The sequence below is a fragment of the Kaistella sp. SH40-3 genome, assembly GCF_030686865.1.
Lineage (GTDB): Bacteria > Bacteroidota > Bacteroidia > Flavobacteriales > Weeksellaceae > Kaistella.
The window spans coordinates 118,366-144,557 of sequence record NZ_JAQYUS010000003.1 but is presented as its reverse complement, the minus strand read 5'-3'; the positions used below and the strand labels follow the sequence as shown (position 1 = coordinate 144,557).

Sequence of the window (26,192 nt, the reverse complement as noted above, 5' to 3'; positions counted from 1 at the left end):
CAAAATTCTGATTTCGTTTCATAAAATGATAGAGAGTTTAGAGGAAATTGCGGGTTCGAATATTGATTACCGCGCGAATTATGCGAAGGCTTTGTTAAATCAAATTAAGGATCAGCCGGAGTTTGTCACGGGAATTGAAGATTTAAATTTCCTTGAAAAAAACCGGGATCTGATCCAATATTTACTGGCAGATCTATTTCCAACCGCTTTGACTCAAAATGAAATAAAGGCCGCAACGATTCCTTTTTATGACATCACCTTTAATTACAGCGAACGGTTTCGGAAAATATTGAAGGGTTCCGAAATGTCTTCGGATTTCAGCATTAGAGGGATGAGCGAACACCAGTTTTATATTATGAACTGCACGTTGATTCTGAACCGTTATTACAATCAAAATATTGATTTTGGGAAACCTTTATTCTTTGATATTGAGCATGAAAATGAGATCGTAAAGCATTATCGAATTCTATATAACGCCGATTTTCTGGAGATTTTTCCTACTGAAAAAATGCTGCCTTTAAATCAAAAAGAGATCGATAATTTGGTTGATCATTATGATGATCTGGATTTGTGGAAAAAAGCATTTCCGGAGCGTTCCTGGATTTTGAAGGGTTTTGCGATCATGACTTTGGTAGATGTTACCATAGAAAGCGCGGTTTCTACTTTGAAAACCAATCTTTTAAAACCCGATCTCGAAAAAGAAAATCTCAGCGAAACTTTTGAAACTATTTTCCGGTCGGTATTTAATATTCCGGATTTAAAAATTGGGTTAACGCTCTATGACGAAGATGATGATCAGTTTGTAAGACCTAATTTTAATAATGGAAATCTGCAGAGTTTTATTCTTCTTAATGAAAAAGAAGCAGATTGTAAAAATGCGCTGTGCGGTTGTTCTTATGAAAGTCTGATTGAAAACAATCGGCATTTTGTAATACCGAACGTGACTGAATATGCCTTGACGCGAGCGAATGACCGTTTTTCTGCTAATTTATTGAGCCAGGGAATTGAAAGTTTTTTACTGGCACCCGTAAGAAAAGGGGAAAAATTATTAGGTTTGATTGAATTGGCATCGCCTACAGAACGGGCTTTAAATTCCGTCAATGCTAGTAAATTGGAACTCGTACTTCCTTATCTTACCGACACCATTGAAAAAAACCAAAACGCAATGGTGAATCACCTTGAAGCGATTATTCAACGGGAATATACGGCAATTCATCCCAGCGTTTACTGGAAATTTAAAAGAGAAGCCAAAAATTATTTTTACTCCAATCAATTTCTACAAAATTATACCTTCAAAGAAATTGTGTTCAAAGAGGTGTATCCTTTATACGGCCAGATTGATATTAAAGGTTCGTCTGAAAACCGGAATACGGCCATTATTAAAGATCTTAAGGAGCAACTCCATCAACTTATCGAAATCCTCGAAACGCTGAATTTCGAAAAGAAAATCGTGGTCATCGAGCAGAAAAAATTCGAATTGCAAAGTTTTTTATTGGAGATCGATCAAGATTTTAAAAATAATTTTGAGCAAATTGTTCATCATTATATTGAAACTGAAATTCATACCTTTTTAAAGAATACGTCTTTAAATAAAAAATCAGAAGAATTAATCAATGTCTATTTCCAAAAACTGGATGTGAAAACCGGCATGTTTTACGAAACCCGAAAAGATTTTGATGATACGATTATGACCATCAATAAAAATCTGGCGGCGATCCTGGACGAAAAACAGCAACAGGCTCAGAAAATATTCCCGCATTATTACGAACGATTCAAAACCGACGGCGTAGAACATAATTTATACATTGGCGCCTCTATTTCACCGGACGAAACGTACAATCCCATGTATCTGAGTAATTTGCGGTTATGGCAACTGGAAACTTTGTGCGAAATGGAACTGGAACATCATCAGTTAAAGACGACTTTACCCTACACTTTGGATGTGACTTCTTTGATTTTGGTTTTCTCTTCTCCAATTTCAATCCGTTTCAGGATGGATGAAAAGCGTTTCGATGTTGATGGCTCTTACAACGCCCGATATGAAGTTGTTAAAAAAAGAATTGATAAAGCCTTTGTAAAAAATACGAACGAACGCATCACGCAGAAAGAAAAAATAACCATTGTTTACTCTAACATTTCGGAAGAAAAAGAATATACCAAATACATTAAATACCTGCAGCATAAAAATGTTTTAGACCACGAAATCGAAAAACTGGAAGTCGAAGATTTACAGGGTGTTTCCGGTTTAAAAGCCTTGCGTGTAAAAGTAAAACATACCGACAATTCTTTACTTATCGAAGCCAAGAAATTTATTTCGGATTTATTTAAAGAAAGATTAGACTGCAAATATTCCTATCACAATCTGGAACATACTCAAAATGTGGTAAAAGCCATAGAAATACTTTGTGAGCAGGAAAAAACTGATCCGCAAATGACTGGGATTCTTCTGCTTGCAGGCTGGTTTCATGACGCCGGTTATGTAGAAGGCGATGAAAATCATGAACAAAAAAGTGTAGAGATCGCCATGGAATTTTTAAAAAAGCAAAATGCCTCGGATGAAATTCAGCAAAAAGTAAGTGCACTTATTTCGGCCACTACTTTTAATTATACGCCCAAAACGCTGTTTGAAAAAATAATGAAAGATGCCGACAATGCGCATCTTGCACATGAAAATTATCCTAATATTTTAGGAAAATTGCGCGACGAATGGGCGACTTGCACGGACCATACTTATTGTGACATCGATTGGTATGAACTTAATGTTGAGTTTTTGAAAAAACATCAATATTACACTAAATTTGCACAGGAAAACTGGCAAAGACTAAAAGAAGAAAACTTAAAATTAATTGAACAAAAACTATTAAACCAAGCCTAAAATGGATGAAAATATACCGGAAAGTGAACCATTAGAAACTGCACTTCCAAAAGAGAAAGATAAAAAAAAGAAAAACAAAGAAGCCAAACCGGAGCGGTTGGAACGCGGCGTGGAAACCATGTTTCGAACGACGTTGAGCAACCACAATAATCTGAGCCGCTTTGTTGATAATAAAGCAAACATCATTCTTTCGGTGAATGCGATCATCATCTCAGTTTCGCTTTCTACGATTGTGCCGAAACTGGACAGTCCAAGTAATTCGCATTTAATCATTCCTACTTTAATATTGATTGTCAGTAGTTTGGTGTCTATTGTTTTTGCGATTTTGGCAACAAGACCACGAGTAACAAAAGGAAGTTTCAGCAGAAATGAAGTCGATGAGAAAAAGGTGAATCTTTTGTTTTTCGGGAACTTTTACAAAATGTCCTACGATGATTACAATTGGGCCATGAACGAGTTGATGAAAGACCGGGAATATATTTACAATTCAATGATCAAAGACCTCTATAACCTCGGAATTGTTTTAGAACAAAAATACCGGTTGCTGAGAAATACTTATAATGTATTTATGGTAGGAATTATCATTTCTGTACTGGCTTATTTGATTGCTTTTGCCCTAAGATAAATAAAACGCTTATGATCAAATTTTTCTTCTATATCGCCTTTTTACTTTTTGCTGTACAATCCTGTGCGACCTTCAAGCCGCAGTACAGTAAGGATTACAAAGAAGAAATATTTCCGATAGATAAAAAGCCGGTGCATACATTCTTCCTGCTTGGTGATGCAGGATTGGGTTTGGTAAAAGACACGGTTAACAACTCCAATGCATTGGTTGATCACTTAAATGTTGCCTCAGAAAACAGTACGCTCATTTTTTTAGGCGACAATATTTATCCCGCTGGAATGCCGGAAGAAAACGATAAGAACCGAAAAGATGCGGAACAAAATATTCAGAATCAAATCGATCTGGCTGCTTCGTTTAAAGGAAAAACACTCTTTATTCCGGGAAATCACGATTGGTACAGCAATGGAGTAGTAGGATTGAAGAGAGAACAGATCTTTGTAGAGCAGCAACTTGGCAAAAAATCTTTTCTACCAAAAAACGGATGCCCCATTGATAAAGTAAAGATCAGCGACGACGTTGTTTTACTTACGGTAGATTCGCAGTGGTACATCACGAATTGGGATCGGCAACCAACCATTAACGATAATTGTGATATCAAAACAAGGACGGATTTTCTGGATGAATTTCGGGATGAAATTAAAAAAGCCCGCGGAAAAACAACCATCGTTGCGCTGCATCATCCTGTTTTTACCAATGGATCTCACGGCGGCGAATATTCTTTTAAAAGTCATCTGACTCCCGCACCGATATTAGGAAGTTTGAAAAATTTACTGCGCGAAACAACTGGAATTTCCAATACGGATATTGAAAATAAATTCTATAACGAATTAAGCAAATACCTCGTTGCAGCGGCACAACAGAATGATAATGTGATTTTCGTTTCCGGGCACGACCATAATTTGCAGTACATCATTAATGATCAGATTCCGCAAATCATCAGCGGTTCCGGATCAAAATTAAATCCAACCCGAAATGTCAAAGGCGGTCAGTTTTCTTATGGTGTTAATGGTTACGGGATTCTCGATGTTTTCGAGGATAATTCATCATTTTTAAGATTTATTGATAGTAATAATGGTAAAACGGTTTATCAGCAGCAAGTTTTAAAACCGGATAACACGGCGCGCCAATTCAATTTCGGTCCGCAGTTTCCGGCTGAAATGAAAAGTTCAGTTTATGATCCAAAAGCGACAGAAAAATCTGGTGTTTACCAATTTTTATGGGGAAAAAGATACCGTGAAAGTTATGGTATTCCAGTAACCGCTGAAACCGCTGATCTTGAAACACTTTTTGGTGGCTTAAAACCAATAAGAAAAGGTGGCGGAAATCAGTCCAAAACCCTTCGTCTGGAAACCAAAGACGGCAAACAATATGTGATGCGCGCGGTGAAAAAAAATGCGACCCAATATTTACAGTCGCTGCTTTTTAAAGACCAATACATTGAGCCTCAATTTAAAAATACCGCCACGGAAAAACTCGTTATGGATATTTTTACGGGTTCTTATCCATTTGCACCCTTAGTAATTCCAGCGCTTTCGGATCCGATCGGGATTTATCATTTGAACCCCAAATTATATTATATTCCAAAACAAAAAGCCCTGGGAGATTACAATTCGGAATTTGGCGATGAGTTGTATATCATTGAAGAACAAGCCTCCGATGGAAATTTAGCGCTTGAAGAAAAAAACTTTACGGGAAATATTATCAGTACTAATGATGTGCTTAAAAAATTGCATTCCGACGAAAGTTTTGCAATTTATGAAACGGTTTACATCCGATCCAGATTATTTGATATGTTGATCAATGACTGGGATCGCCATCAGGATCAGTGGCGCTGGTTGGAATTTAAAGAAAATGGGAAAACAATTTACAAAGCCTTACCCAGAGACCGAGATCAGGCGTTTTCTAAAATGTCGGACGGTTTAATCATGGGTGCAGCCACTGAATTTTTTCCCGCTGCAGAATTATTAAAAAAATACAGCGATGATTTAAAAAATGTTAAAGGTTTCAATGTAGAGCCTTATCCTTTGGACATGGCTTTTGTGAGAACTTCAGACAAAAAAGATTGGGATGAACAGGTTCGGTTGATTCAAAATAATCTGACGGATGAAGTGATTGAAAAAGCCTTTAACCAAATTCCAAAAGAAGCCCACAATGAATCCGTTGCTTTCATCAAAAAAACGTTGAAAGCCCGAAAAGAAAATTTACAGAAGATCTCCGATGATTATTTTAAAGTCATCAATAAATACGGCGTCATCACCGGAACCAACAAAGATGATCTGGTTAAAATTGAAAACCACGACAACGGAACTGTGGAACTTTCTCTATTCCGCAAAAAGAAAGACAGCACTGAACTTTTTCTTCATAAAATTTATGATCCAAAACTGACCAAAGAAATTTGGGTTTACGGTTTAGATGATGATGACACTTTTGAAGTGACGGGAACTACTAAAAAAATTAAGATTCGCTTAATAGGCGGACAAAATAAAGACGAGTTTAAAGTAGAAGACGGCAGAAAGGTGTATATCTATGATTATAAAAGCAAAAATAACACTGTTGATCAGGCGAAAAATGCCAGCGTAAAATTGAGCGATGGATATAACCTGAACACATACGATTACCGAAAACTCAAAACAAATACCACAGAAACCAGCATGTTGGTCGGCGCAAATCCGGATGATGGTTTAAAAGTTGGTGGAAATTTGATCTTAACTTCTTATGGTTTTGAAAGAAATCCGTTCACCGCAAAACATCATTTTAAAGGTGCATTTTATTTTGCAACGAGCGGTTATGAACTCAGTTATAAAGGCGAATTTGCCAACGTCATTGGACGCATGAATCTTTTAATTGCATCTAATTTCCAGAGTGCTAATTTCACCCAAAACTTTTTTGGATATGGTAATGAAACTAAAAATTTAGAAGAAAGTCTAGGCGAAGATTATCACCGCGTGAGAATTAAAGAATATGGTATCGCGCCTTCTTTGGTTTACAAAGCGTTCGGCGGTGCTCAAGTTGCTTTTGGGGCTTCTTACAACGCCGTTGAGGTAGACAAAACTGCCAGTCGATTTATCGCTAATACCACCGAAATCCCGCAATCTGTCTTTGAAAACAATCAGTTTGCCGGTATCCATTCTAAATTTGAATTTGAGAATTATGATCATAAAGTTTTTCCAACAATTGGCATGAAAACCGCCGTGGAAGTTGGTTTTAAAACAAGTTTAGAAGATACCAAACGCAATTTCATCTACCTGATTCCCGAAGTGAGTTTTACGCATAAACTAATTTCTTCCGGGAAACTGGTACTCGCTACGCAGATTAAAAGTCATTTGATCTTTAATGATCATTTTGAGTTTTATCAGGCCGCTTCCATCGGTGGAAATGATGGATTGCGAGGTTTTAGAAATCAACGTTTTTCGGGACAAAAATCATTATTTCAAAACACGGACCTTCGCTATACTTTTAACAGCATGAAAACGAATATAATTCCAATAAAACTTGGTGTTTATGGTGGTTTCGATTATGGAAGGATCTGGCTTAAAGGCGAAGATTCGGACAAATGGAACAATTCCTACGGTGGCGGAATTTTTGTAAATGGGGCTGATTTATTAAGCGCCAATCTCGGATTATTCAATTCGATTGACGGATTGAGACTGGCTTTTTCTCTAGGTTTTCAATTTTAAATTAAAAAAAATGAATAGATTATTTTTAGCAACAACTGCCGCCATAATATGGTCATGCAGTACCAATAATACGATTTTGACACACGTCGCTCAGTTTCCGAACAGTTTGAAAGAAGTTTCAGGAATTGCCTACAAAAACAATTTAATTTATAGTATTGAAGATCGCGGCAACGAAAATCAGGTAACGGTTTTGGATCTCTCCGGGAAAATTCAGAAAACCATCACGCTGAATAATACGGAAAATAATGATTGGGAAGATCTGACTTTTGATACGAAAGGAAATCTCTACATCGGGGATTTTGGAAATAATGCGAACGACCGAAAAGACCTTGCAATTTATAAAATCAACCAGTCAGATTTGAAAAGTGAAACGGCTGAAGTTGCTTATTGCGTTTCGTTCGAATATCCTGAACAAAAGGATTTTCCACCAAAGAAAAAAGAACTGATGTTTGATGTGGAAGGTTTTTTCGAGTACCAAAATTACTTTTATCTCTTTACCAAAAATCGCAGCAAAGGTTTTGACGGCAGCAGTTATGTGTATAAAATTCCAAATATTCCCGGACATCACAAAGGGGAACTCATCAAAACGATCAAGACCTGTTCAGACTATCAAAACTGCGCCATTACAAGTGCAGCCATAAGTCCGGATCAAACTAAATTTGTGCTTTTGTCGCATTCCAAGATCTGGCTTTTTGAAAATTTCTCTCCCGATAATATTGCCTATGGTAAAATGAGTGAAATCGATCTGGACCATTTTTCTCAAAAAGAAGCCGTAACTTTTAAAAATAATGAAACACTATTGATTGGTGACGAAAGAGTGAAAAAAACGGGTGGTAATCTGTATGAATTGAATTTAAAATCAGTGAAGAAAAAGAGTCTTTAGTTTCACTAAAATTATTAAAATTAAATGCCTAAATATACTATTCCTGCAGAGATTTCGTGGCTTTCCTTCAACGACTGTATTTTAGAAGAAGCACAGGATAAAAGTAATCGGCTTTACGAACGTATTAAATTTTTGGCGATACATTCATCTAATCTGGATGAGTTTTTTCGCGTAAAGATCAATAAATTATTAGTCGGAAATTCGGAGAAAAACGCTGCGCTCTTAAATCAGATTTTAACGGAAGTAAACAGGCAACAAAATAAATTTGGCGAGATTTGGCGCGAAGAAATTGTTCCGGAACTGGCGAAAAACAAAATCCACTTATACGAAAATCAGGAGATCTCAAAAGCACATCTTCAGGAGATCGAAAACTATTTTAAGAGCATCATTCTGTCCTACATTCAGGTGGTTTATATTGACGGAAATGCTCCAAAACCTTATTATTTAAAGAACCGTGCTTTATATTTGCTTGTAAAATTAAAAGACCGTGCTGGAAATTTCAACTACGCTTATCTTAATATTCCATCGGATAAAATACCGCGCTATCACCTTTTAAAACCGCAGGAAGAAACACATTTCATCATTTCACTCGATACGATGATCAAAAACTGTCTGCACTTTATTTTTCCCACGGAAGAAGTTATTTCCTGTGATGCGATCAAATTGAACCGCGACGAAAATTATAAGATCACCGATGAAACTTCCGGCGACCTCGTAGCCCAAATAGAAGCAAAAGTCGAAGAGCGAAAATCAGGTTCTTCCACGCGATTCCTGTACGATGCGGCGATGGATCCCGAAACGGTTTTGATCTGCAAAAAAGCCTTTCACCTGGATGATAACGAAATGATCAAAGGAGGAAGTCATCACAATCTTTTTGATTTATTTAAATTTCCAAATCCTTTAAAACCAAAACTTCAGGCGCAGGCTTTTTTACCGTTGAATCATTTACCTTTCGAAAACAATATTTCTATTTTTGACCGTATTGATCAGCAAAATCAACTGATCTATTTCCCATATCAGTCGTATCATTATGTTTTGCAATTCTTTAATCAGGCGGCGATCCATAAAAGGGTGACCGAAATAAAAATTACTTTATACCGTATCTCATCTCAGTCACTAATTGCTAATGCGTTAATAAGCGCGGCAAAAAACGGCAAGAAGGTCACTGTTTTTGTGGAGGTAAAAGCAAGGTTTGATGAAGATAATAATCTGTATTGGTCGAAGGAAATGAAGAAAGCGGGCATTAAAATCATTTACAGTTTGCCAAATTTAAAAGTCCACGCCAAAGTTGCTCTGGTGACAATGAAAGATGAATCCGGCAAAAATAAATTTTACAGTTATTTATCTACGGGAAATTTTAATGAAACTACCGCGAGTATTTATTCGGATTTTGGTTTTTTTACATCGGAGAAGAAATATGCTACCGATCTGAAAAAGGTCTTTGCCTTTCTGAAAACGACCGAAAAAACATCAGTCATTAAAAACCTTTTAGTCGCAGGCTTCAATATGAAAGACGAGTTGATTGCCATGATCGACACAGAAATCGCAAATAGGAAAGCCGGAAAAGAAGCCGGGATTTTCTTAAAAGTAAATGGTGTTGATGAAAAAGAAATTATTGGAAAACTCGTAGAAGCGAGTCAAGCCGGTGTTCAAGTTACGCTGATCGTTAGAGGAATCTGCACATTGTTACCGGGAATTAAAGGATTTACGGAAAATATTAAGATTTACCGTATCGTCGATATGTATTTGGAACACAGCCGCATTTACCGATTTGTCAATGGCGGGAACGAGAAGATCTATCTTTCCTCGGCCGATATGCTGAGCAGAAATTTGAACCGCCGAATAGAAGTCGGTTTCCCCATAAAAGATGAAAATCTCCGCGCAGAGATCAATACGTTCATCAAAATGCAGTTAGAGGATAATACCAAAAAAAGGACAATCAATTCTGAAGGTTGGAATGAGCGGATCATCATTGATAATGAAAAGCCAAAACGTTCGCAGACAGAAATATACCACTGGATTGCGGAGAAAAATATGGTTTAAAAAAAATCAATTCTAAAAAATGAGTAACCGCGATTAAAAAATGGCAATGGGGAAATTCTACCCGGAAAATAAGAAGTTTTGTAAGAGATTTGGGGGAAGAAGATAAATATTAGCAAAGAATATGGCTAAAAAAAATCAGGAACGTTAGTCCCTGATTCCGTTGAGTTCTTGATTTTAAGACTTAGTTGTAGAGGGGATGGGATTCGAACCCACGGTACAGTTGCCCGCACACTAGCTTTCCAAGCTAGCTCCTTCAGCCACTCGGACACCCCTCTGTATTTGAAGACTGCAAAAATAGGGTAATTTATTGAATTCTAAAAACGGAATTCGCTAAATTTTGAAAGTTTAATTTTCAGAAACTTCTCCGCACAGACTTTTAACATAATTTTCTGCAAAACTTCCGCTGTAATTTGGATTGTCTAAAAGATGCATCGCTTTGGTAATAGCGCTTTCGGCGGTAATGTCATTTCCACTAATGGCATCAATTTCACGGAAAATATTAGAATTAGAATATTTTCCAAAACTAATTCCACCCGACACACATTGCGAAATCACCACGATTTCTGTTCCGTTCTCTCGAAGTTGTTGTAAAATTTTCTTAGTTTGTGCCGTATTAAATATCGTTCCTGAGCCAAAAACTTGCAATACTAAAACTTTCACCTGAGGGATTTCCGTGAAATGATTCAAATGCATTCCCGGGAAAATTCGCCAAAACAAAACGTTTTGCGAAATATGCGTGTCCACAGTAAATGGTTCGTTATTTTTCGAACGCCACAAAAAATCTTTTTCAATATTTAAGTGAACACCAGATTGACCAAGAACCGGATAATTAGGCGTTTGATAGGCATCAAAAAACTCGGCTGAATATTTCAAAGTCCGGTTTCCACGAAGGAGTTTATATTCGAAATAAACCGCGACTTCCTGAATCACCGCCTCATCATGATCATACAAACTGGCGTAATACAAACTAGTCAAAAGATTCTCTTTTGCATCTGTCCGCAAATCTCCAATCGGTAATTGTGAACCTGTCAAGATTACTGGTTTCCGCAAATTCTTTAACATGAAACTTAAAGCAGAAGCAGAATAAGACATCGTATCCGTTCCGTGAAGAATCAAAAAACCGTCGTAATTTTCGTAATTTTTACCAATATGGTTGGCAATCATTTTCCATTCTTTCGGTCCCATGTCCGACGAATCCAAAGGTTTCCGAAACGGATACACAGAAACTTCACACTCGATCAATTTCATTTCGGGAATTTTCTGAAAAATATTTCCAAAATCGAACGCCATCAAACTTCCGGTTTCATAATCTTTTTCCATGCCGATTGTCCCGCCAGTATAAATCAGGAGCACTTTTCTTTTCATCTTCCAAAAATACAGCATTTCGCAGAATAACAAAAATCCTTTTTTGGGCGCCTATTTCCGTCTTCCACTCCCGCTTTTTTAGTTGGTGGCTTCGGCAAGCTCGGCCACCAAATAAAAAGAGCTCCGTTCAAGCCGGGGCGTAGATTCCGCTTCAAAACAAAACAGTTTTAAAAAAGTAAATTTTCAACTTAACAAAGATTCTGAATGCGTAATATAAAAATTCGTATTTCCGTGGCATTTTAAAACCCACCATTTTCCGAAATAATCCTTATTTTTGACCTCATGAATAATCAGAAAACCTTCGAATATCTCCAACAATTTTTAACCGATGAACGTCTCGAGAAAATTAATCGTTTCGCACCCGAAAGTTCCGATTTTGTTTTGCCAGTGATCGAAGATGTTTATCAGTTCCGAAATGCTGCGGCGATTGTACGTTCTGTAGAAGCATGTGGATTTCATAAAATTGTGGCGATGGAAAGTGAGAATCAATTCAATCCAAACCTGCGTGTTACCAAAGGCGCAGAAACTTGGGTTGATGTGGAAAGACTTCCGCACAGTTTAGATTCCATCAAACAAATTAAAAACAGAGGTTATAAAATCGTTGCCGTTTCACCCGAGAAAAACGCAACTCTTCTTTCTGATTTTCAAATGACAGAACCCGTTGCTTTGGTTTTCGGAACTGAAGCGGAAGGCGTAACCGACGAAATTTTAGATTTCTCTGATGAAACTTTAGCGATTCCGATGTATGGATTTACGAGAAGTTTTAATGTTTCTGTCGCGGCTGCAATTTGCGTTTATGATCTTAAACAGAAATTAATGAGGTCGAATCTCGATTACAAACTTTCAGAAGAAAAACTTTGGGAAATGAAAGTTCGTTGGGCTGTAAACTCTTTGCAAAGTGGCGAACAGATTTTAGCAAAATATTTGAGAGAAAATATCTAATTTTACTGAACTGATAATTTTCAGATCATCACATCATTTTCTCATAATTCCAGGCTGCAACAAAAACGCCCGCAGTTTCCGTGCGTAATCTTTGGCTTCCGAGTGAAACTGCTTTCACGCCTTTTTCTGCTAAGATTTGAATCTCCTTATCAGAAAAATCACCTTCTGGTCCAATTAAAAATGTGATTTTTTCTTGAGGTTCAATGTCTTTTAAAGCAATTCGTTCTAAATTTTCATTACAATGAGCAACAAAAGTATTTGTTGAATCTACTTCTTTAATAAAATCAGAAAACTTCGTAAGGTCATTAATGATTGGAAAATGAAAACGTAAACTTTGTTTTGAAGCGGCAATACTTTGTTTTCGCAATTTATCAATATTGAGGTTTTTACGTTCTGTTTTTTCAGTTTGTAATAAAGTGATTTCAGCAATTCCCATTTCGGTTGCCTTTTCCACAAAGAATTCGATGCGGTCAATATTCTTAGTCGGCGCAATGGCAATATGTAGTTGAGTCGAAAAGTTCGGCAGATTTTCTTTAATTTCTACAACATCAAGTGAAACTTTTTTTCCTTCAAAATGAAGATTTCCTTTTGCGAGATTTCCCTTTCCATCGGTCACGAAAATTTCTTCGCTTGATCGCATTCGCAATACTTTTACGATATGCGTTTGTTCTTCTTCGTTAATTTTAACTTCAGGAATTACTTCTCCAAAAAAAAGTTTCATTATTTGTTTGTTTTATTTCTCCACGTCGTGGCTATAATTTGCTTGTTTCTATTTCATTTCCAAAGGGCTTCACTTCACTCTTTGCTATTGATATCACCACTTTGTGGCTTTAGATTTTGTTGTATTTTTTACCCAACTATCAACTGTCAATCATCAACTATTTAAAACTTTCCTCAATGTCATATCTCGCCGTCGCAGAAATTGATAAATCGGCAAATTCACCACGATCGTATTTTAACTTGGCAACCATTGCAATCATGGCTGCATTATCAGTCGTGTATTCAAATTTCGGAATGTAAATATTCCAGCCTAATTTTTCTGCGTTTTTCTGCATTGCTTGTCTTAATCCGGAATTCGCAGAAACTCCACCTGCAATTGCCACTTCATTGATATTTAATTCTAAGGCTGCTTTTTCCAGTTTGTCCATTAAAATTTCGACAAGAGTTTTTTGAACCGAAGCACATAAATCATCAATATTTTCTTTAATAAAATCTGGATTTTTACGAACTTCTTTTTGAATAAAATAAAGTACCGAAGTTTTAATTCCACTAAAAGAATAATTGTAATTTTCTATTCGCGGTTTATTGAATTTAAAGGAATTTTCTTCGCCATTTTTTGATAATTTGTCAATAATAGGTCCTGCCGGATAATCTAAGCCGAAAATCTTACCAATTTTGTCAAATGCTTCACCAGCAGCATCATCTATGGTTTTTCCAATAATTTCCATATCGAAATAATCTTTCACCAAAACAATCATGGTATGTCCGCCGGAAACGGTTAAACATAAAAAGGGAAATTTCGGAGGTTGCGGATTTGCGTCATCAATAAAATGTGCTAGAATGTGCGCTTGCAGGTGATTCACTTCAATTAGCGGAATTTCTAAACTCATCGCTAAAGATTTTGCAAAAGAAGTACCTACCAACAAAGATCCCAAAAGTCCGGGACCGCGTGTAAAACCAATCGCAGAAATATCTTTTTTACGTATATTTGCCTTATTGACTGCTTTTTCAACAACTGGGATCATGTTTTGTTGATGCGCACGAGACGCTAATTCTGGAACCACGCCACCATATTCGTTGTGGATTTCCTGATTGGCTGCGATGTTGGAAAGAATATTATTACCTTTGAGAACAGCCGCAGAGGTGTCGTCGCAAGAAGATTCTATCCCTAAAATTATTGAGTCACTCATAACAATGGCAAATTTAGAGAATAATAACGATAAAGAAAACAAAAAATCGATTGCGGAAAACATTGGTGATTCTGTGCAAAAAGGCGTAGAAAATGTTCAGGATACCGTGAAAGAAACGGTGAAAGGGGCAACAAACCTCGCATCAGACGCCATTAATCATCCTGTAGAAACCGCGAAAGAATTTGGTGAACAGGCCGCAAAAGATGTTACCAGTTATAAATGGTGGGCAAAATTATTGCTCGTAATCTTTTGGACTGCACTATTTTTGGTTCTATCATTCATCGTTATCGTAAGTTTACCAGCAACTAAAAACTGGGCAGCCCAGAAAGTTATTTCTAAACTGAATGAAGATTTAAATTCAAAAATGTCTTTCGAAAGTGTTGATGTGAATTATTTTGGTGATATACATATTCACAAAGTTGCGGTAAAAGACCACCAGAATTTTCCGTTTTTAAAAGCAAAGGAACTTTATGCCGATTCTGACTGGTTTTCCATCATTAGCAATTCTCGAAATTTACAGTTTCAATCCCTGTCTTTAGATGAACTTGACCTTAAAGTAATTACTTATAAAGGGGATAGTATTTCTAATTTTATTCGGTTTGTGGATTTATTTAATGGTCCAGCACCAACCGTAAAAAGAGAACCTTTTCAGTTAAAATCAAGGGTCTCCATTACGAATTCAAAAGTTTCGATTATTAATCAGAATACAGAAGGTGAAGCTGGAAAGTGGTTGAATGCTACCAATCTTAATTTGGTTGTTCCCAACTTGAAAGTGGTTGGTCCCGAAGTTTCTGCGCAAATTAACAATATGAGATTTATCACCGAAAGATGGGGTAAAAAACATTTTGTAGATACATTTTCAACCAATTTTTCTTTAAGACACGATTTCCTTTTTCTTAAAGACTTAACTTTTAATACGGATCATTCTTTGCTTCAAGGTGATGTTAAATTTAATCTGAATGATGGATCATGGTCTGATTTTACCGATAAAGTGAAATGGGATATGCAACTGCAACAGGGAAGTCAAATCAGTGGTTATGATATCAGTTATTTTGTGACCGATTGGGACAATTATAAACCCATTAATATTTCCGGGAAAATGATGGGACCATTAAATAAATTTACGCTAAATGATTTCCTGATCCGTGATCCACAGGTGAATATTAAAACGAAATCGATGAAAATTTCTAATATCTTAAAAGGGAATTTTCAGATTGAAACGAACACGCTCTCAACTGATTTTACCTACAAAGATTTGAAGGCGATGATGCCGACGTTCATCTCATCAAAAATGAAAAACTTTGCCGATGATTTTGGTAGAATAAAATTTGACGGTGCAGCGCGAGTGACTCCTAAACAGGTTTATGTGCCCAATGCGAAATTAGTTACAGGTATTGGTCAGGCAAAAATCAATCAATTTTATCTGGAAGATTTTAGTACAGATGTTCCAAAATACAGAGGTTTCGCTGAGGTGAATGATTTGAATACATCAGTGATTACAAAAAGTAAAGAAGTCGGTTTAATCAGTGGAAAGTTCAATGTAGAAGGCAGAAGTTTCGATGTAAATACCATGGTGATCCGCACCCGATCTCAAATAGCTAAAATTGAGATTACCGATAAAGTCATTAATAATGTTTATCTGGAAGGAATTCTGGATCATAAAAAATACAATGGGATTATTAATGTTAATGACGAAGAGGCAAAAGCAAATATTAAAGGACTCATCGATTTCAGTACATCAAAACTTTATGCGGATGTTAATGCAAATGTGGATTATTTAAACATTAATTATTTTACAGGAGCGAAAAGAACGCAGGCCGTAAGTGGCTTTGTGGATGGTAAAATATCGATGACTAACATCAATGATTTGACTTTAGATGCCGAGTTGCAAAATATTAATTTCGCTACGCCTTCCCAAAAATTTTATATTCCGAACGCCAATGTAAAAGCGTTTTTTGATAATGGAAATCGAATTGTTTCTGTTGATGCTCCAGGTGCGGTAACTGGAAGAATCGCGGGTAAATTTAATTTAGGTGATTTGGCCGGAATGATAGAAAATGGTTTTGGTAAAATATTGGTTGGCCCACCACCGAGAAAATTATACCGTGGTCAAAATTTCGACATGAATTTTGAGGTGAAACAAAGTCTGGTAAATTATTTTATGCCCGATCTTCACCTTCCTAAAGGGGCGACCATTGACGGTTCTTACGATGGGAACTCCAATAATCTGATTCTAAATGTTGATGCAGAGACGCTGAAGTACGTGATGACTAAAAAAGAAGAAATCACGGAAGCAGATAAAGCACTCGCAAAAGCCAATCCGGATTATAAAGTTAATGAAAGAGATCGTATTTCTAAGGACAGTGCCATAGTCGATCAGTTAATGGTCAGAATTAATACCGCGAATTTAGAAGAGCAAATTCTGGTAAAAATAGATCGGATTGAGTACAATCAAAATATTCTGAAAGATATTACCTTAAGTGGAAACAATGAAAATAATCAAATTCTGCATATTGCCACCAACTTCAAATTGGGATCACCAGAAGAAGAAATTAAACAGGAACTAAAGGAATACACCATAAACCTAAATCAATCAACCAACAGTGAGGGTGATTTCGTTTTCCGTTTTGAACCGACTACCGTTAAGTTTAATGAAGTCGCCTGGAGCGTAGATACCGATCCAAACTTAGGTCACGCTATAACATATCGCAAGAAAACGGGTGATTTCTTGATTGAAAATTTACGTCTTTATTCAGATAAAAGTGAACTGTTTTTGAAAGATGCTATTTTCAAATCGGCAAAAGATTTCTCGGCAGAAGGTGAAGTTCGGAATTTAGATATTGCCAAAGTATTCGCTTTGATTAAGAATAAAAATGAAATGGATGTTAAAGGTATCGCCAACGGTAACTTTAATATTAAAATGGATAAAAATAATCTGGAACCACTTATTGATTTAGATATCACCGATATTTTTATGAATGGTAATGAAATGGGAACAATCGAGATTTCTACCAAAAACAGTCCCATTCCTAATGTCTTTGATGTTGATGTGAAAGTGCTTTCAACCGGAATTTTAGGGGACAATAATCTCCATCTTACCGGAACCATTAATAATAATACCGCCTCACCGTCACTGGATTTAGTCGCTAAAATGAATGAATTTGATGTGGCTTTTGCGCAGCAATTCGTAGAGGGAATATTTTCTAATATCCGGGGTAAGGCGTCTGGTGATTTAAGAATTGCTGGACAATTGAATGATATAGATTATAGTGGGGATATCGCGCTGAAAAAATTTGGGTTAAAACTTGATTTTACGGGTGTTGATTATTCTTTTGATGATACCGTAGTTTCACTATCAAGAGGTTTGGCAATCCTGAATGATATTGGTGTTAAAGATGGCAGATCCAACTCGCTAGGATCTATTTCTGGTGCAATTCAATTTGAAACACTATCCTCAATGGGAGTCAACTTAGTAATGAGGGCAGAAAACTTATTGTTGTTGAATACCACTCAAAAAGATAACGATTTATTTTGGGGCAGGGTTTACGGTAACGGAACGGTGTATGTTGACGGACCTGTTTCTGGATTAAGTATTTCGACTCCTGAGATGCGCGCCTTGAATAATTCTGTGTTTACCTTTAACTCTAATTCGGCAACAAATGTTGAAGAATTTAAAATGTTGAGGTTTTTAAAACGTGATGAAACTGGAGCGGTCACTACGGAGAAAAAGAAAAGAACTGGCGCAAATATGAATGTTGATTTCAATTTAGCAGTAGATAAAGGAACAACCGTAAATGTTTTGGTAGGCGATGATATCGGGGATATTACAGTACGCGGAAATTCTGAAAGACTTCGATTTACAATGAGCAGAACTGGTGCTATTTCCATGAATGGAAATTATATCGTTGATAACGGAACTTTTGTGTCTAAAGCAATTCTTAACCGAACATTTCAGATTGCAAAAGCAAGTTCAATTCGTTGGGATGGCGATCCGATTGCACCACAACTCGATATAAATGCAACCTATTTACGAACTGTTACCAATGCCGGACAATATCTTAACATGACGAGTTTGCCACCAATTAATGTTTTGCTTTCGACCAAAATTACACAAACACTTAATAATCCAAAAATTGATTTAGGTGTTTCTGCGCAAGATGTGTCCAGTAATCTAAAAGAAACTCTTGCCGAAAAAATGAGCAATGAAGATGAAAAGATTATTCAATTCGGGTCAGTTTTGGTGCTCAATAGTTTCAATGTCAGCAACTCCGGAGGATTCGATATTAATATTGGGAATTTTGCGGAGAGTTCAGGTTACAATATGCTATTCAAACAACTTGGATCGGTGCTAAATACCATTAGTAATGAATTTCAGGTGGATTTAAATTATTTAAAGGGCGATGCGGGATCCAATACGGGAGATCGAGCCAATGCAAGTTTAAGTTTTGCTTTATCACCAAGAATTACAGTAAAAACAGGTTTGGGAATCCCGATTTCGAAATCGGAAAATGCGGGAAGTGATTATTTGTCTGGTGAGGGGATTGTAGAATATGACTGGTCTAAAAATAATGATGGCACTAGATTATTACGAGCGTACTCTAAGCCAACCAATATTGGACTTAACGGAACTTCGGCGGGAAATGCGGGTGCTAACCAAAGTTATGGTGCTGGGGTAGTTTATAGTAAAAGTTTTAATACCATCTTTAAAAGAAAGAAAAAGAATAAAAATAAGGAGTCTAAAACCGTTGAAATTAAAACAGATTCCGTTAAAAACACAACCATAAAATAAGAATATTAACGCAAAAGGTCTATTATTAGTTAAAATTTATTAATGTTTCATATTATTTTCATGTATTCATATTTTTTTGTAAATTTGCAAAAAAATAGACATACTATTAATAAATATATAAAAGCATAAAAAATGAATTATCAGCTTGACGAAATAGACAAGAAAATTCTGGATTTTTTAGTTGAAAATACCAGAATGCCTTTTACAGAAATTGCAAAGCAAATGGATGTATCGGCGGGGACGATCCATGTACGGGTTAAGAAAATGGAAGATGCGGGAATTATTTTAGGTTCTTCTCTAAACATCGACTATTCAAAATTAGATTACCATTTTACTGCATTTATTGGGATTCTTTTGACCAAGTCAAACAGAACGCAGGAAGTTTTAAAGGAACTTACAACAATTCCTAATGTAATTGAAGCAAGTGTTATTTCTGGGAAATACAATATTTTCTGCAAAGTAAAAGCTAAGAATACAGAGGACGCAAAAAGAATCATTTATCAGATTGATGACATTCAAGATGTAATGAGAACTGAAAGTATGATCTCTATGGAAGAGCATATTTCAGATAAAAACAGATTAATTCAAGCGGTTTCTATCTAAACTGTGATTTATATCAACAAAAACTAAAACTTTTGATTTCTTATCAAAAGTTTTTTTATTTTTACCATTATGAATGATAATTTTGAAGGTGAAAGTCCAAAGAAGGATTTTGGATTTGTTTTAACCTTGGCAGCGCTCCTCTTTTTTTCCCTGATGGGTGTGGGAATTGACCATGATGAATATACGCAACATTTGGATCTTAATATTCCGACAGGATATTTCTATTTTATTTTTCTAGTAGATTTAATAATGATTGCCTCTGTAATTGTAATTTATTTTTACAGAAAGATGGGCGTATACCTATTTCCGGCCGCATTGGTGATTCATTTTTTAGCACATAATTATTTCCTTTCCACGTTTCTTTACACGGATGTTACTAATATGTTTCTATTCGTAGGAGTGGGATTATTGGCGATTATTCCGAAATGGCAATTTTTTAAATAACAAATTTTCAAAAAATGTTTTCTAAAGCTTGTGAATACGCTATTAAAGCAACAATTTATATTGCGCAACAAAGTCATCAGGATCGGCGTGCCAATGTAAAAGAGGTGGCAAAATCGGTGAATGCGCCAGAAGCTTTTACAGCAAAAATTTTACAGCAATTATGCAAAGTCAATATTTTGGAGTCTGTACGAGGCAAACAGGGTGGTTTTATATTTCCTGTCGCTAAACAAAAGAAAACGAAGATATATGATGTTGTGCAACTTATAGATGGAGATGGCATCTTTACCAATTGCGGTTTAGGCTTACACAAATGCTCCGGTGAGAATCCTTGTCCAGTGCATGATGATTTTAAAATTGTACGCGATAATCTAATAGCCATGACTCAAAAATATTCTTTCTATGACCTGGCTATCAAAACCGAAAATGGTTTGGTCTGGCTGAAATAATTCAACTTTAACAACTGAAAAAAAGATAATTATGATTTTCAAAAACTTTTAAACTTAATTAAGATAAATTTGTCCGAATTAAAAATAAGATGTACATTTGTATTATAATATTAAATAAGACATCATGTTAACGAAAGAAAAAACCATCGGTGAATTTGTAGCAGAAGATTTCAGAGCGGCACAGGTATTCCGCAAATATAAAATCGATTTTTGTTGCAAAGGCGACAGAACCGTGGAAGAAGCGTGTGAAAATAAAAAATATCAAGCAGAAGATATTTATAATGAATTAGAAAATGTTGCCAATTTAAAATCTGGCGATATTGATTTTAATTCTTGGCCTTTAGATTTATTAGCGGATTATGTTGAGAAAACACATCACCGTTATGTGGAAGAAAATTCAACGGTGCTCCTTCAATATTTGAATAAACTGTGTAAAGTTCACGGCGACAGACATCCGGAACTATTTGAAATTAACAGTATTTTCACAGAGATTTCCGGAGAGTTAGCAGCACACATGAAAAAAGAAGAATTAATTCTTTTCCCTTTCATTAAAAGAATGGTGAACGCCAAACAAAAAGGCGAGGAATTAATCACTCCAAATTTCGGAACGGTAGAAAGTCCGGTTGCCATGATGAAACATGAACACACTGTGGTAGGCGACCTCTTTGTGAAGATTGACGAATTGACCAATAACTATCAATTCCCAGATGATGCTTGTGGAACGTATCAAGTAACTTATAAAATGCTTGAAGATTTTGAAAAAGATTTACATACCCACATTCACCTCGAAAACAATATTCTTTTTCCCAAAGCCATTGCTTTAGAAAAGACTTTCTAAACTTACTAAATTTTCTGTTTTTTACTGAGATCCACTTCATTTGATGAGGTGGATTTCTATTTTTACGATTCTTTTTAAATCACAAAATAGGAGCGTTTCTTAAATCACCAAGTCACCAAGAATTCTTTTTAAAATAGTAAATAGAAGTTTATGAAGTAAAAATTAATCGTTTTTCAGATGTTCTGTGCTCTTTATAAGGATGATATTAGATAATACTTTTTTGACTTTGTGGTTAAAAGAATTGTTTTAATAGAGTTTTACTTAATTTTTTGAACTCAGATAAAAGTCATAAGTATAAACATTATATGGAAGAAGTTTCTTCGCAAACTGATGCGAAATGAAACAACAGATCAAAATGGGTATAAATAATACATATCCATCCGGAAGCAGATTGCAAATCAAAACTACAGACGTAAAAGGTGCATATAAAGACGCAGACAAAGTAACCGCTGCGCCAAGTAAGGCAAAATTTACGGGGATCAGATTCATCCCGAAGTAATTATTTCCAACAAAGGCCACCATTAAACCTAAAAAAGCACCAGCCACAATACTTGGTGCGAAAACACCGCCATCGCCGCCTGCGCCTAAAGTTAATGCAGATGCTAAAGGTTTCAGAACTGCTACTGCGAACAGAAACAGAATGGGTGTCGCAGAGCATAATTCCAAAGGTGTATTCAAAATTTCATGTAAACCGTGGTAACTGTCGCCGTACAAACTTGGGAAAAAGAAAATCATGATTCCAACTGCGATGGCGCCCAAATTCACTCTGATAAAATTATTAGAAATATTTCCAAATAGTTTCTTCATTCGGGTAACCAACAGCGTAAAATAAACCGAAAGTCCACCGCCCAAAATACTTAATATAATAAAGAACGGAATTGCAGCGTACGTCCATTCTGTGACTTGATGAGTCAGAATTGTTTCAGAATCGAAAAGTTCAATGAAAAGCCAACTTAACAATGCCGATGCTGTACAGGCAATGATTAAGGATTTTCTCGTTTTCCGCGCGATGACTTCCATTGCAAATAAAAATCCAGCCAATGGACTGGTGAATAAAATCGCAACTCCTGCCACTACTCCCGCACAGATTAATTCGCGTTTGTACATTCGGGCAGAAAATTCTTTTTCGTAAGCGTAATTTCCAATCGTCGCTGTGGCAACCACCGTAGAGACTTCAACTCCGGTTGAACCTCCAAAAATAACGGTCAGAAATCCATTAAAAAAGTGAGAAGGAATTTTAAATAAGGGCAAATGATCTTTTCTTTGATCGAGGGTTTTATAGATTTCCGTAATTCCTTTATTCTTTCTGTTTTGAAAAAGATATTTTCTTAAAAAATAAATGGTTGTAATTCCAACCGAGGGTAAAATAATAAACAATGCAGAATAAGTGGCATTGACGGCATTGAACAGATGATGTTCAAAATATTCGGTCAGATGCTTCAAACTAAAAGCCAGTATCGCACTTGCCAACCCTACAATTATTGATGCAACGATGAGCCGGAAATAATGCTGAGTAACGATTTTCTTTCTTTCCAAGGGATGAAGTTAAAATTTGTAAGGTGAAAATAATTGGCTGTAATAAAGAAATCTCTCAAGCATTGAGACGGTTACAATCAAAAATTCGGTGGTACAAATTTATAAAAACTTTCGCTAAAACAGTATTTTAACGAAAGTTGAATAGTTATAAAGTGTTGAGAAACAGTAAAACTTATTTTAGAATCAGCAATAAACTTCCTACACTAACCACAATCCAAAGAACGATTGCTAAGAAAAGCGGTTTCCAACTGATGGTTTTTAAAGTCTGAATGGAGATCGTAGAACCGATAAAAAATAAGGTTAAGTTCAATCCTGACTTTGCAGCAGTCGTTGCGATGTGGCTGAATCCATCAAAAATAGGAAAGTAGGTGTGCAGTAAAATGGCGATGATGAAATAACCGATAAACCAAGGAATTTTTACTTTTGCTCCTTTTGTTTTAAATAATATCATGGTTATAATTGACATCGGGATAATCCACAAAGCGCGTGAAAGTTTTACGGTAGTTGCGATTTTCAAAGCGACATCACCGTATTTATTGGCGGCTCCAACAACCGAACTCGTGTCGTGAATCCCAATCGCACACCACAATCCGAACTGTTCCTGAGTCATGTTTAATAAATGTCCGATCGCTGGGTAGATGAAGAGTGCGACAGAATTTAGGGTGAAAACAATCGCAAGTGCTAATGACATTTGTTTCGTAGTCGGTTTAATAATGGGCGAAACGGCAGCAATTGCGCTTCCGCCACAAATCGCTGTTCCGACAGAAATTAGGTAAGAAAGCGGTCTTTCTAATTTTAATAATTTACCTAAGAAATATCCCAGGATCATCACGGTGGAAATACTCATGATGGTTAAGGTAATTCCTTCTCTTCCGGCTTTTAGCGCTTCGTTTAACTGCAAACCAAAACCTAATCCTACAATCGAAATTTGCAGTAAAATGTGAATGTATTTATGCAGATATTGCTCATACGGATTCTCGATAATAATGGTGAAAGCGATTCCCAGGGCGAGAGCGATCGGAGAGGAAGCAAGAGGAGAAACACAGAAAATAACCAATATAAAAAAGAGTGATTTTCTTAAAAGGTCTTTGATTGAAATGGTTTGCATCGTCGTTTTGTATTTATTTGCTGGTACAAATGTCCGACATTTGCTATGTGAATTTCCATCACATTTTATTCTTGGGTATAACCATTAGTTATAATTAACGAATTTCATAAAAAGATGAATGAGTTCAGACTGTTCTCCCTTTAAAGTAATAAAGTTAAAATCCCTTTCAATACTGAAATTCTTAATATCGATAACGCTTAACTGGTTGTTTTTCAGTTCCGGTAAAATCGTGTTGATGGATAAAAAAGCCAGGGCTTCAGAATGCAGTAAATAATTTTTAATGCTTTCACTGCTTCCCAATTGCATGATGATGTTTAATTTCTGAACCTCGAGTCCGGATTTTTTTAACTGATTCTGAATAAATTCCTGCGTGCCGGAACCTTGCTCTCTTACAATTAAATCGATATCGTATAGATCTTTTATCTTAAAATTTTTATTCACCAAAGGATGATTGGATTTACAAACCAACACGATTTCATCGCGCTTAAATTTTTCATAATCAAAGTAAGAAGATTTCGATTCACCTTCCACGATTCCTAAATCGATCTGTCCGTTTTTGAGCAAAGTAGAAATGTCTTCAGAATTATGGGTAACCAATTCGATGTTGATGTCTTTATAATAGGAATTGAATTTCGCCAGAATTTCAGGGAGAATATATTGTGCGATCGTTGTACTGGCGCCTATTTTCAACTTTCCTTTTTCTGATTTATTCAATTGAGAAATTGCAAATTCTAAATCTCGATACAATTGGCGATTTTTTTCGGCGTAGACAAAAAGTATTTTTCCGCTTTCTGTTAATTGAATCGTGGTGCCTTTCCGGTCAAATAATTTGGTGTTGAGTTGATTCTCAATTTCTTTAATATGTTTGGTCACCGCAGGTTGCGAAATATTGAGTTCGTTTGCGGCTTTGGTAAAACTCAAACGGTTGGCAACGGTATAAAAAACTTTCAGTCGGTAATCGAACATTTTTGTAGAATTAAAATATTGGTGCAAAAATGCATTTTTTTAACTTTTAACCGCAAAAGAGGCAAAAGACAAATGTAAAAAAAGAAGATTCAAAAGAAGGCAAAAAGTAACATTATAATTCTATTCGAATTTTGTAAATTTTGATTTGCTTCATAGAATCTTTTGTATCTTTTGCGGTAAAATTTATCCTAAAGATTATTTCTCTTTTGTTAGTGCGGAACCTTTGTGCGCTGCGATATGATCGGTTTTGCTGCTTTTGATTTCGTACTGTGGATTATCTTCTGTTGCGTGGTGTGTGTAACCTTTGTAATCAAAATCCTTGGTATGGATTTTAATAATCGTTCCCGAAACTCTTCCGACTTCCGAATTCCAGTTGACTTTGTCGCCGATTTTGAATTTTGTATTCATCGCTACTTTTTTAAATGTTATTGCTGCACTTTGTCAAATCGAAGATTCGGCGGAGCCAAATTAAAATCGTTGACAAAGTTTTGAACAGATTTTCTTAAGAACCTTGTCAAGGTTAATCCGTACGCTCTTCCGAATAAAAAACCTGATCGCCTAAAACTCTCGCCGGAGAAGTGTAAGGATGTTCCGTGGCTTTTCCTAAAGCCATAATATGTAAAACTTCCCAACCTTTTGATTTCAAATAATCCGAAACCATCGAGCGATGACACCGCCACCAAACTGCTTCGGAACACATCATTGCTGTATTTTTTTCCAAGGCCAGTTTTTCAAGGACTTTGATTCCATTTTCAAAAGATTCCGTTTCCATGTAATCGGCGTAACCTTGAAAAGATTTATTTCGCCACGCTGTATTTTTTGAATCGGGTGAAACTTTTCTTCTTCCGCCTAAATCTTCGATGTAAACATATTCAATTCCGTTTTCTTCTAAAGACTTTTTCAAAGCATCCTGATCAAATTGCGGATATTTTCTGGAACCGGGAAGTCTTCGAATATCTGCCAAAATTTTTATATCAAATGAAAAAAGCAAGTCCAGAAATTCTTCAATCGTTCTGGTAGAATGACCGATGGTGAAGATGGTTGGTTTTGCTGTAGACTTCATTTAATTATTAATTATATCTGATCCTTATTAGAAATTTTAAATGAAAATAGGAGTGTTTAAAAGTCCCGGATCTTCACTT

The 26,192-nt window shown here is 36.0% G+C and carries 19 protein-coding genes and 1 tRNA gene; 11 read left to right on the top strand and 9 right to left on the bottom strand.

What is annotated here, in order from left to right; genetic code table 11:
* Positions 1 to 25: 25 nt before the first annotated feature.
* Genes PUH65_RS06535 through ppk1 form a run of 5 tightly spaced genes read left to right on the top strand, consistent with a single transcriptional unit; the run spans position 26 to position 10,103 of the window.
* Positions 26 to 2,875 carry a GAF domain-containing protein gene (locus PUH65_RS06535; protein WP_305519052.1) on the top strand — a complete coding sequence of 950 codons (2,850 nt, stop codon included), beginning with the start codon at positions 26 to 28 and terminating at the stop codon, positions 2,873 to 2,875.
* A gap of 1 nt (position 2,876) precedes the next feature.
* Positions 2,877 to 3,500 carry a Pycsar system effector family protein gene (locus tag PUH65_RS06530; RefSeq protein ID WP_305519051.1) on the top strand — a complete coding sequence of 208 codons (624 nt, stop codon included), beginning with the start codon at positions 2,877 to 2,879 and terminating at the stop codon, positions 3,498 to 3,500.
* 11 nt (positions 3,501 to 3,511) lie between these two features.
* A complete protein-coding gene (locus PUH65_RS06525; RefSeq protein ID WP_305519050.1) occupies positions 3,512 to 7,177 on the top strand; it encodes a metallophosphoesterase in 3,666 nt (1,221 codons plus the stop codon).
* A gap of 10 nt (positions 7,178 to 7,187) precedes the next feature.
* The gene (locus PUH65_RS06520; protein WP_305519049.1) at positions 7,188 to 8,060 is read left to right on the top strand and encodes a hypothetical protein; all 873 of its coding nucleotides are present in this window, start codon (positions 7,188 to 7,190) and stop codon (positions 8,058 to 8,060) included.
* A 24-nt stretch (positions 8,061 to 8,084) separates the two neighbouring features.
* Positions 8,085 to 10,103, top strand: coding sequence for a polyphosphate kinase 1 (gene ppk1 / locus PUH65_RS06515; RefSeq protein ID WP_305519048.1), 2,019 nt, complete (start codon positions 8,085 to 8,087; stop codon positions 10,101 to 10,103).
* 188 nt (positions 10,104 to 10,291) lie between these two features.
* Here the strand turns inward: ppk1 and PUH65_RS06510 are convergent.
* Positions 10,292 to 10,378: transfer RNA gene (locus tag PUH65_RS06510), tRNA-Ser, on the bottom strand.
* Between the two features lie 70 nt (positions 10,379 to 10,448).
* Entirely contained in the window at positions 10,449 to 11,468 is a 1,020-nt protein-coding gene (locus PUH65_RS06505; protein ID WP_305519047.1) for an asparaginase, read from the bottom strand.
* 282 nt (positions 11,469 to 11,750) lie between these two features.
* Here PUH65_RS06505 and PUH65_RS06500 point away from each other — a divergent pair, with 282 nt between their 5' ends.
* Positions 11,751 to 12,410 carry an RNA methyltransferase gene (locus PUH65_RS06500; RefSeq protein WP_305519046.1) on the top strand — a complete coding sequence of 220 codons (660 nt, stop codon included), beginning with the start codon at positions 11,751 to 11,753 and terminating at the stop codon, positions 12,408 to 12,410.
* A gap of 28 nt (positions 12,411 to 12,438) precedes the next feature.
* On the opposite strand, the gene PUH65_RS06495 is transcribed toward PUH65_RS06500, so the two are convergent.
* Both PUH65_RS06495 and tsaD read right to left on the bottom strand, forming a co-directional pair.
* Positions 12,439 to 13,131, bottom strand: a complete 693-nt coding sequence (locus PUH65_RS06495) for a 16S rRNA (uracil(1498)-N(3))-methyltransferase (RefSeq protein ID WP_305519045.1) — start codon at positions 13,129 to 13,131, stop codon at positions 12,439 to 12,441.
* A gap of 157 nt (positions 13,132 to 13,288) precedes the next feature.
* The gene (gene tsaD / locus PUH65_RS06490) at positions 13,289 to 14,320 is read right to left on the bottom strand and encodes a tRNA (adenosine(37)-N6)-threonylcarbamoyltransferase complex transferase subunit TsaD (RefSeq protein ID WP_305519044.1); all 1,032 of its coding nucleotides are present in this window, start codon (positions 14,318 to 14,320) and stop codon (positions 13,289 to 13,291) included.
* 4 nt (positions 14,321 to 14,324) lie between these two features.
* Between tsaD and PUH65_RS06485 the strand changes: the two genes are divergently transcribed.
* The 5 genes from PUH65_RS06485 (at position 14,325) to ric (ending at position 21,440) form a co-directional block, all read left to right on the top strand.
* Positions 14,325 to 19,109: a translocation/assembly module TamB gene (locus tag PUH65_RS06485; RefSeq protein ID WP_305519042.1), complete on the top strand. Its 4,785-nt coding sequence runs from the start codon at positions 14,325 to 14,327 to the stop codon at positions 19,107 to 19,109.
* Positions 19,110 to 19,241: 132 nt separating this feature from the next.
* Complete coding sequence (locus PUH65_RS06480; protein WP_305519041.1) at positions 19,242 to 19,712, top strand: Lrp/AsnC family transcriptional regulator; 471 nt, start codon at positions 19,242 to 19,244, stop codon at positions 19,710 to 19,712.
* A 69-nt stretch (positions 19,713 to 19,781) separates the two neighbouring features.
* Positions 19,782 to 20,156 carry a hypothetical protein gene (locus tag PUH65_RS06475; protein ID WP_305519040.1) on the top strand — a complete coding sequence of 125 codons (375 nt, stop codon included), beginning with the start codon at positions 19,782 to 19,784 and terminating at the stop codon, positions 20,154 to 20,156.
* Between the two features lie 14 nt (positions 20,157 to 20,170).
* Positions 20,171 to 20,602: an Rrf2 family transcriptional regulator gene (locus tag PUH65_RS06470; protein WP_305519039.1), complete on the top strand. Its 432-nt coding sequence runs from the start codon at positions 20,171 to 20,173 to the stop codon at positions 20,600 to 20,602.
* A gap of 124 nt (positions 20,603 to 20,726) precedes the next feature.
* On the top strand, positions 20,727 to 21,440 hold the full coding sequence (gene ric, locus PUH65_RS06465; RefSeq protein WP_305519037.1) for an iron-sulfur cluster repair di-iron protein: 714 nt from the start codon (positions 20,727 to 20,729) through the stop codon (positions 21,438 to 21,440).
* Between the two features lie 261 nt (positions 21,441 to 21,701).
* Here the strand turns inward: ric and PUH65_RS06460 are convergent, their stop codons facing one another.
* The 5 genes from PUH65_RS06460 to PUH65_RS06440 all read right to left on the bottom strand — a co-directional run bounded on the left by PUH65_RS06460 (position 21,702) and on the right by PUH65_RS06440 (position 26,113).
* A complete protein-coding gene (locus tag PUH65_RS06460; RefSeq protein WP_305519035.1) occupies positions 21,702 to 22,976 on the bottom strand; it encodes a chloride channel protein in 1,275 nt (424 codons plus the stop codon).
* Positions 22,977 to 23,148: 172 nt separating this feature from the next.
* Positions 23,149 to 24,084 (bottom strand): YeiH family protein, encoded by a 936-nt coding sequence (locus tag PUH65_RS06455; protein ID WP_305519032.1) that lies wholly within the window; start codon positions 24,082 to 24,084, stop codon positions 23,149 to 23,151.
* Positions 24,085 to 24,168: 84 nt separating this feature from the next.
* A complete protein-coding gene (locus tag PUH65_RS06450) occupies positions 24,169 to 25,050 on the bottom strand; it encodes a LysR family transcriptional regulator (protein WP_305519030.1) in 882 nt (293 codons plus the stop codon).
* 195 nt (positions 25,051 to 25,245) lie between these two features.
* Positions 25,246 to 25,458: a DUF2945 domain-containing protein gene (locus PUH65_RS06445; protein ID WP_305519028.1), complete on the bottom strand. Its 213-nt coding sequence runs from the start codon at positions 25,456 to 25,458 to the stop codon at positions 25,246 to 25,248.
* A 112-nt stretch (positions 25,459 to 25,570) separates the two neighbouring features.
* On the bottom strand, positions 25,571 to 26,113 hold the full coding sequence (locus tag PUH65_RS06440) for a DUF488 family protein (RefSeq protein WP_305519027.1): 543 nt from the start codon (positions 26,111 to 26,113) through the stop codon (positions 25,571 to 25,573).
* Positions 26,114 to 26,192: the final 79 nt, after the last annotated feature.

Coding starts and splice junctions, on each gene's coding strand:
- PUH65_RS06535 (WP_305519052.1), top strand. CDS start 26: ATGATAGAGAGTTTAGAGGAAATTGCGGGTTCGAATATTGATTACCGC.
- PUH65_RS06530 (WP_305519051.1), top strand. CDS start 2,877: ATGGATGAAAATATACCGGAAAGTGAACCATTAGAAACTGCACTTCCA.
- PUH65_RS06525 (WP_305519050.1), top strand. CDS start 3,512: ATGATCAAATTTTTCTTCTATATCGCCTTTTTACTTTTTGCTGTACAA.
- PUH65_RS06520 (WP_305519049.1), top strand. CDS start 7,188: ATGAATAGATTATTTTTAGCAACAACTGCCGCCATAATATGGTCATGC.
- ppk1 (WP_305519048.1), top strand. CDS start 8,085: ATGCCTAAATATACTATTCCTGCAGAGATTTCGTGGCTTTCCTTCAAC.
- PUH65_RS06505 (WP_305519047.1), bottom strand. CDS start 11,468: ATGAAAAGAAAAGTGCTCCTGATTTATACTGGCGGGACAATCGGCATG.
- PUH65_RS06500 (WP_305519046.1), top strand. CDS start 11,751: ATGAATAATCAGAAAACCTTCGAATATCTCCAACAATTTTTAACCGAT.
- PUH65_RS06495 (WP_305519045.1), bottom strand. CDS start 13,131: ATGAAACTTTTTTTTGGAGAAGTAATTCCTGAAGTTAAAATTAACGAA.
- tsaD (WP_305519044.1), bottom strand. CDS start 14,320: ATGAGTGACTCAATAATTTTAGGGATAGAATCTTCTTGCGACGACACC.
- PUH65_RS06485 (WP_305519042.1), top strand. CDS start 14,325: ATGGCAAATTTAGAGAATAATAACGATAAAGAAAACAAAAAATCGATT.
- PUH65_RS06480 (WP_305519041.1), top strand. CDS start 19,242: ATGAATTATCAGCTTGACGAAATAGACAAGAAAATTCTGGATTTTTTA.
- PUH65_RS06475 (WP_305519040.1), top strand. CDS start 19,782: ATGAATGATAATTTTGAAGGTGAAAGTCCAAAGAAGGATTTTGGATTT.
- PUH65_RS06470 (WP_305519039.1), top strand. CDS start 20,171: ATGTTTTCTAAAGCTTGTGAATACGCTATTAAAGCAACAATTTATATT.
- ric (WP_305519037.1), top strand. CDS start 20,727: ATGTTAACGAAAGAAAAAACCATCGGTGAATTTGTAGCAGAAGATTTC.
- PUH65_RS06455 (WP_305519032.1), bottom strand. CDS start 24,084: ATGCAAACCATTTCAATCAAAGACCTTTTAAGAAAATCACTCTTTTTT.
- PUH65_RS06450 (WP_305519030.1), bottom strand. CDS start 25,050: ATGTTCGATTACCGACTGAAAGTTTTTTATACCGTTGCCAACCGTTTG.
- PUH65_RS06445 (WP_305519028.1), bottom strand. CDS start 25,458: ATGAATACAAAATTCAAAATCGGCGACAAAGTCAACTGGAATTCGGAA.
- PUH65_RS06440 (WP_305519027.1), bottom strand. CDS start 26,113: ATGAAGTCTACAGCAAAACCAACCATCTTCACCATCGGTCATTCTACC.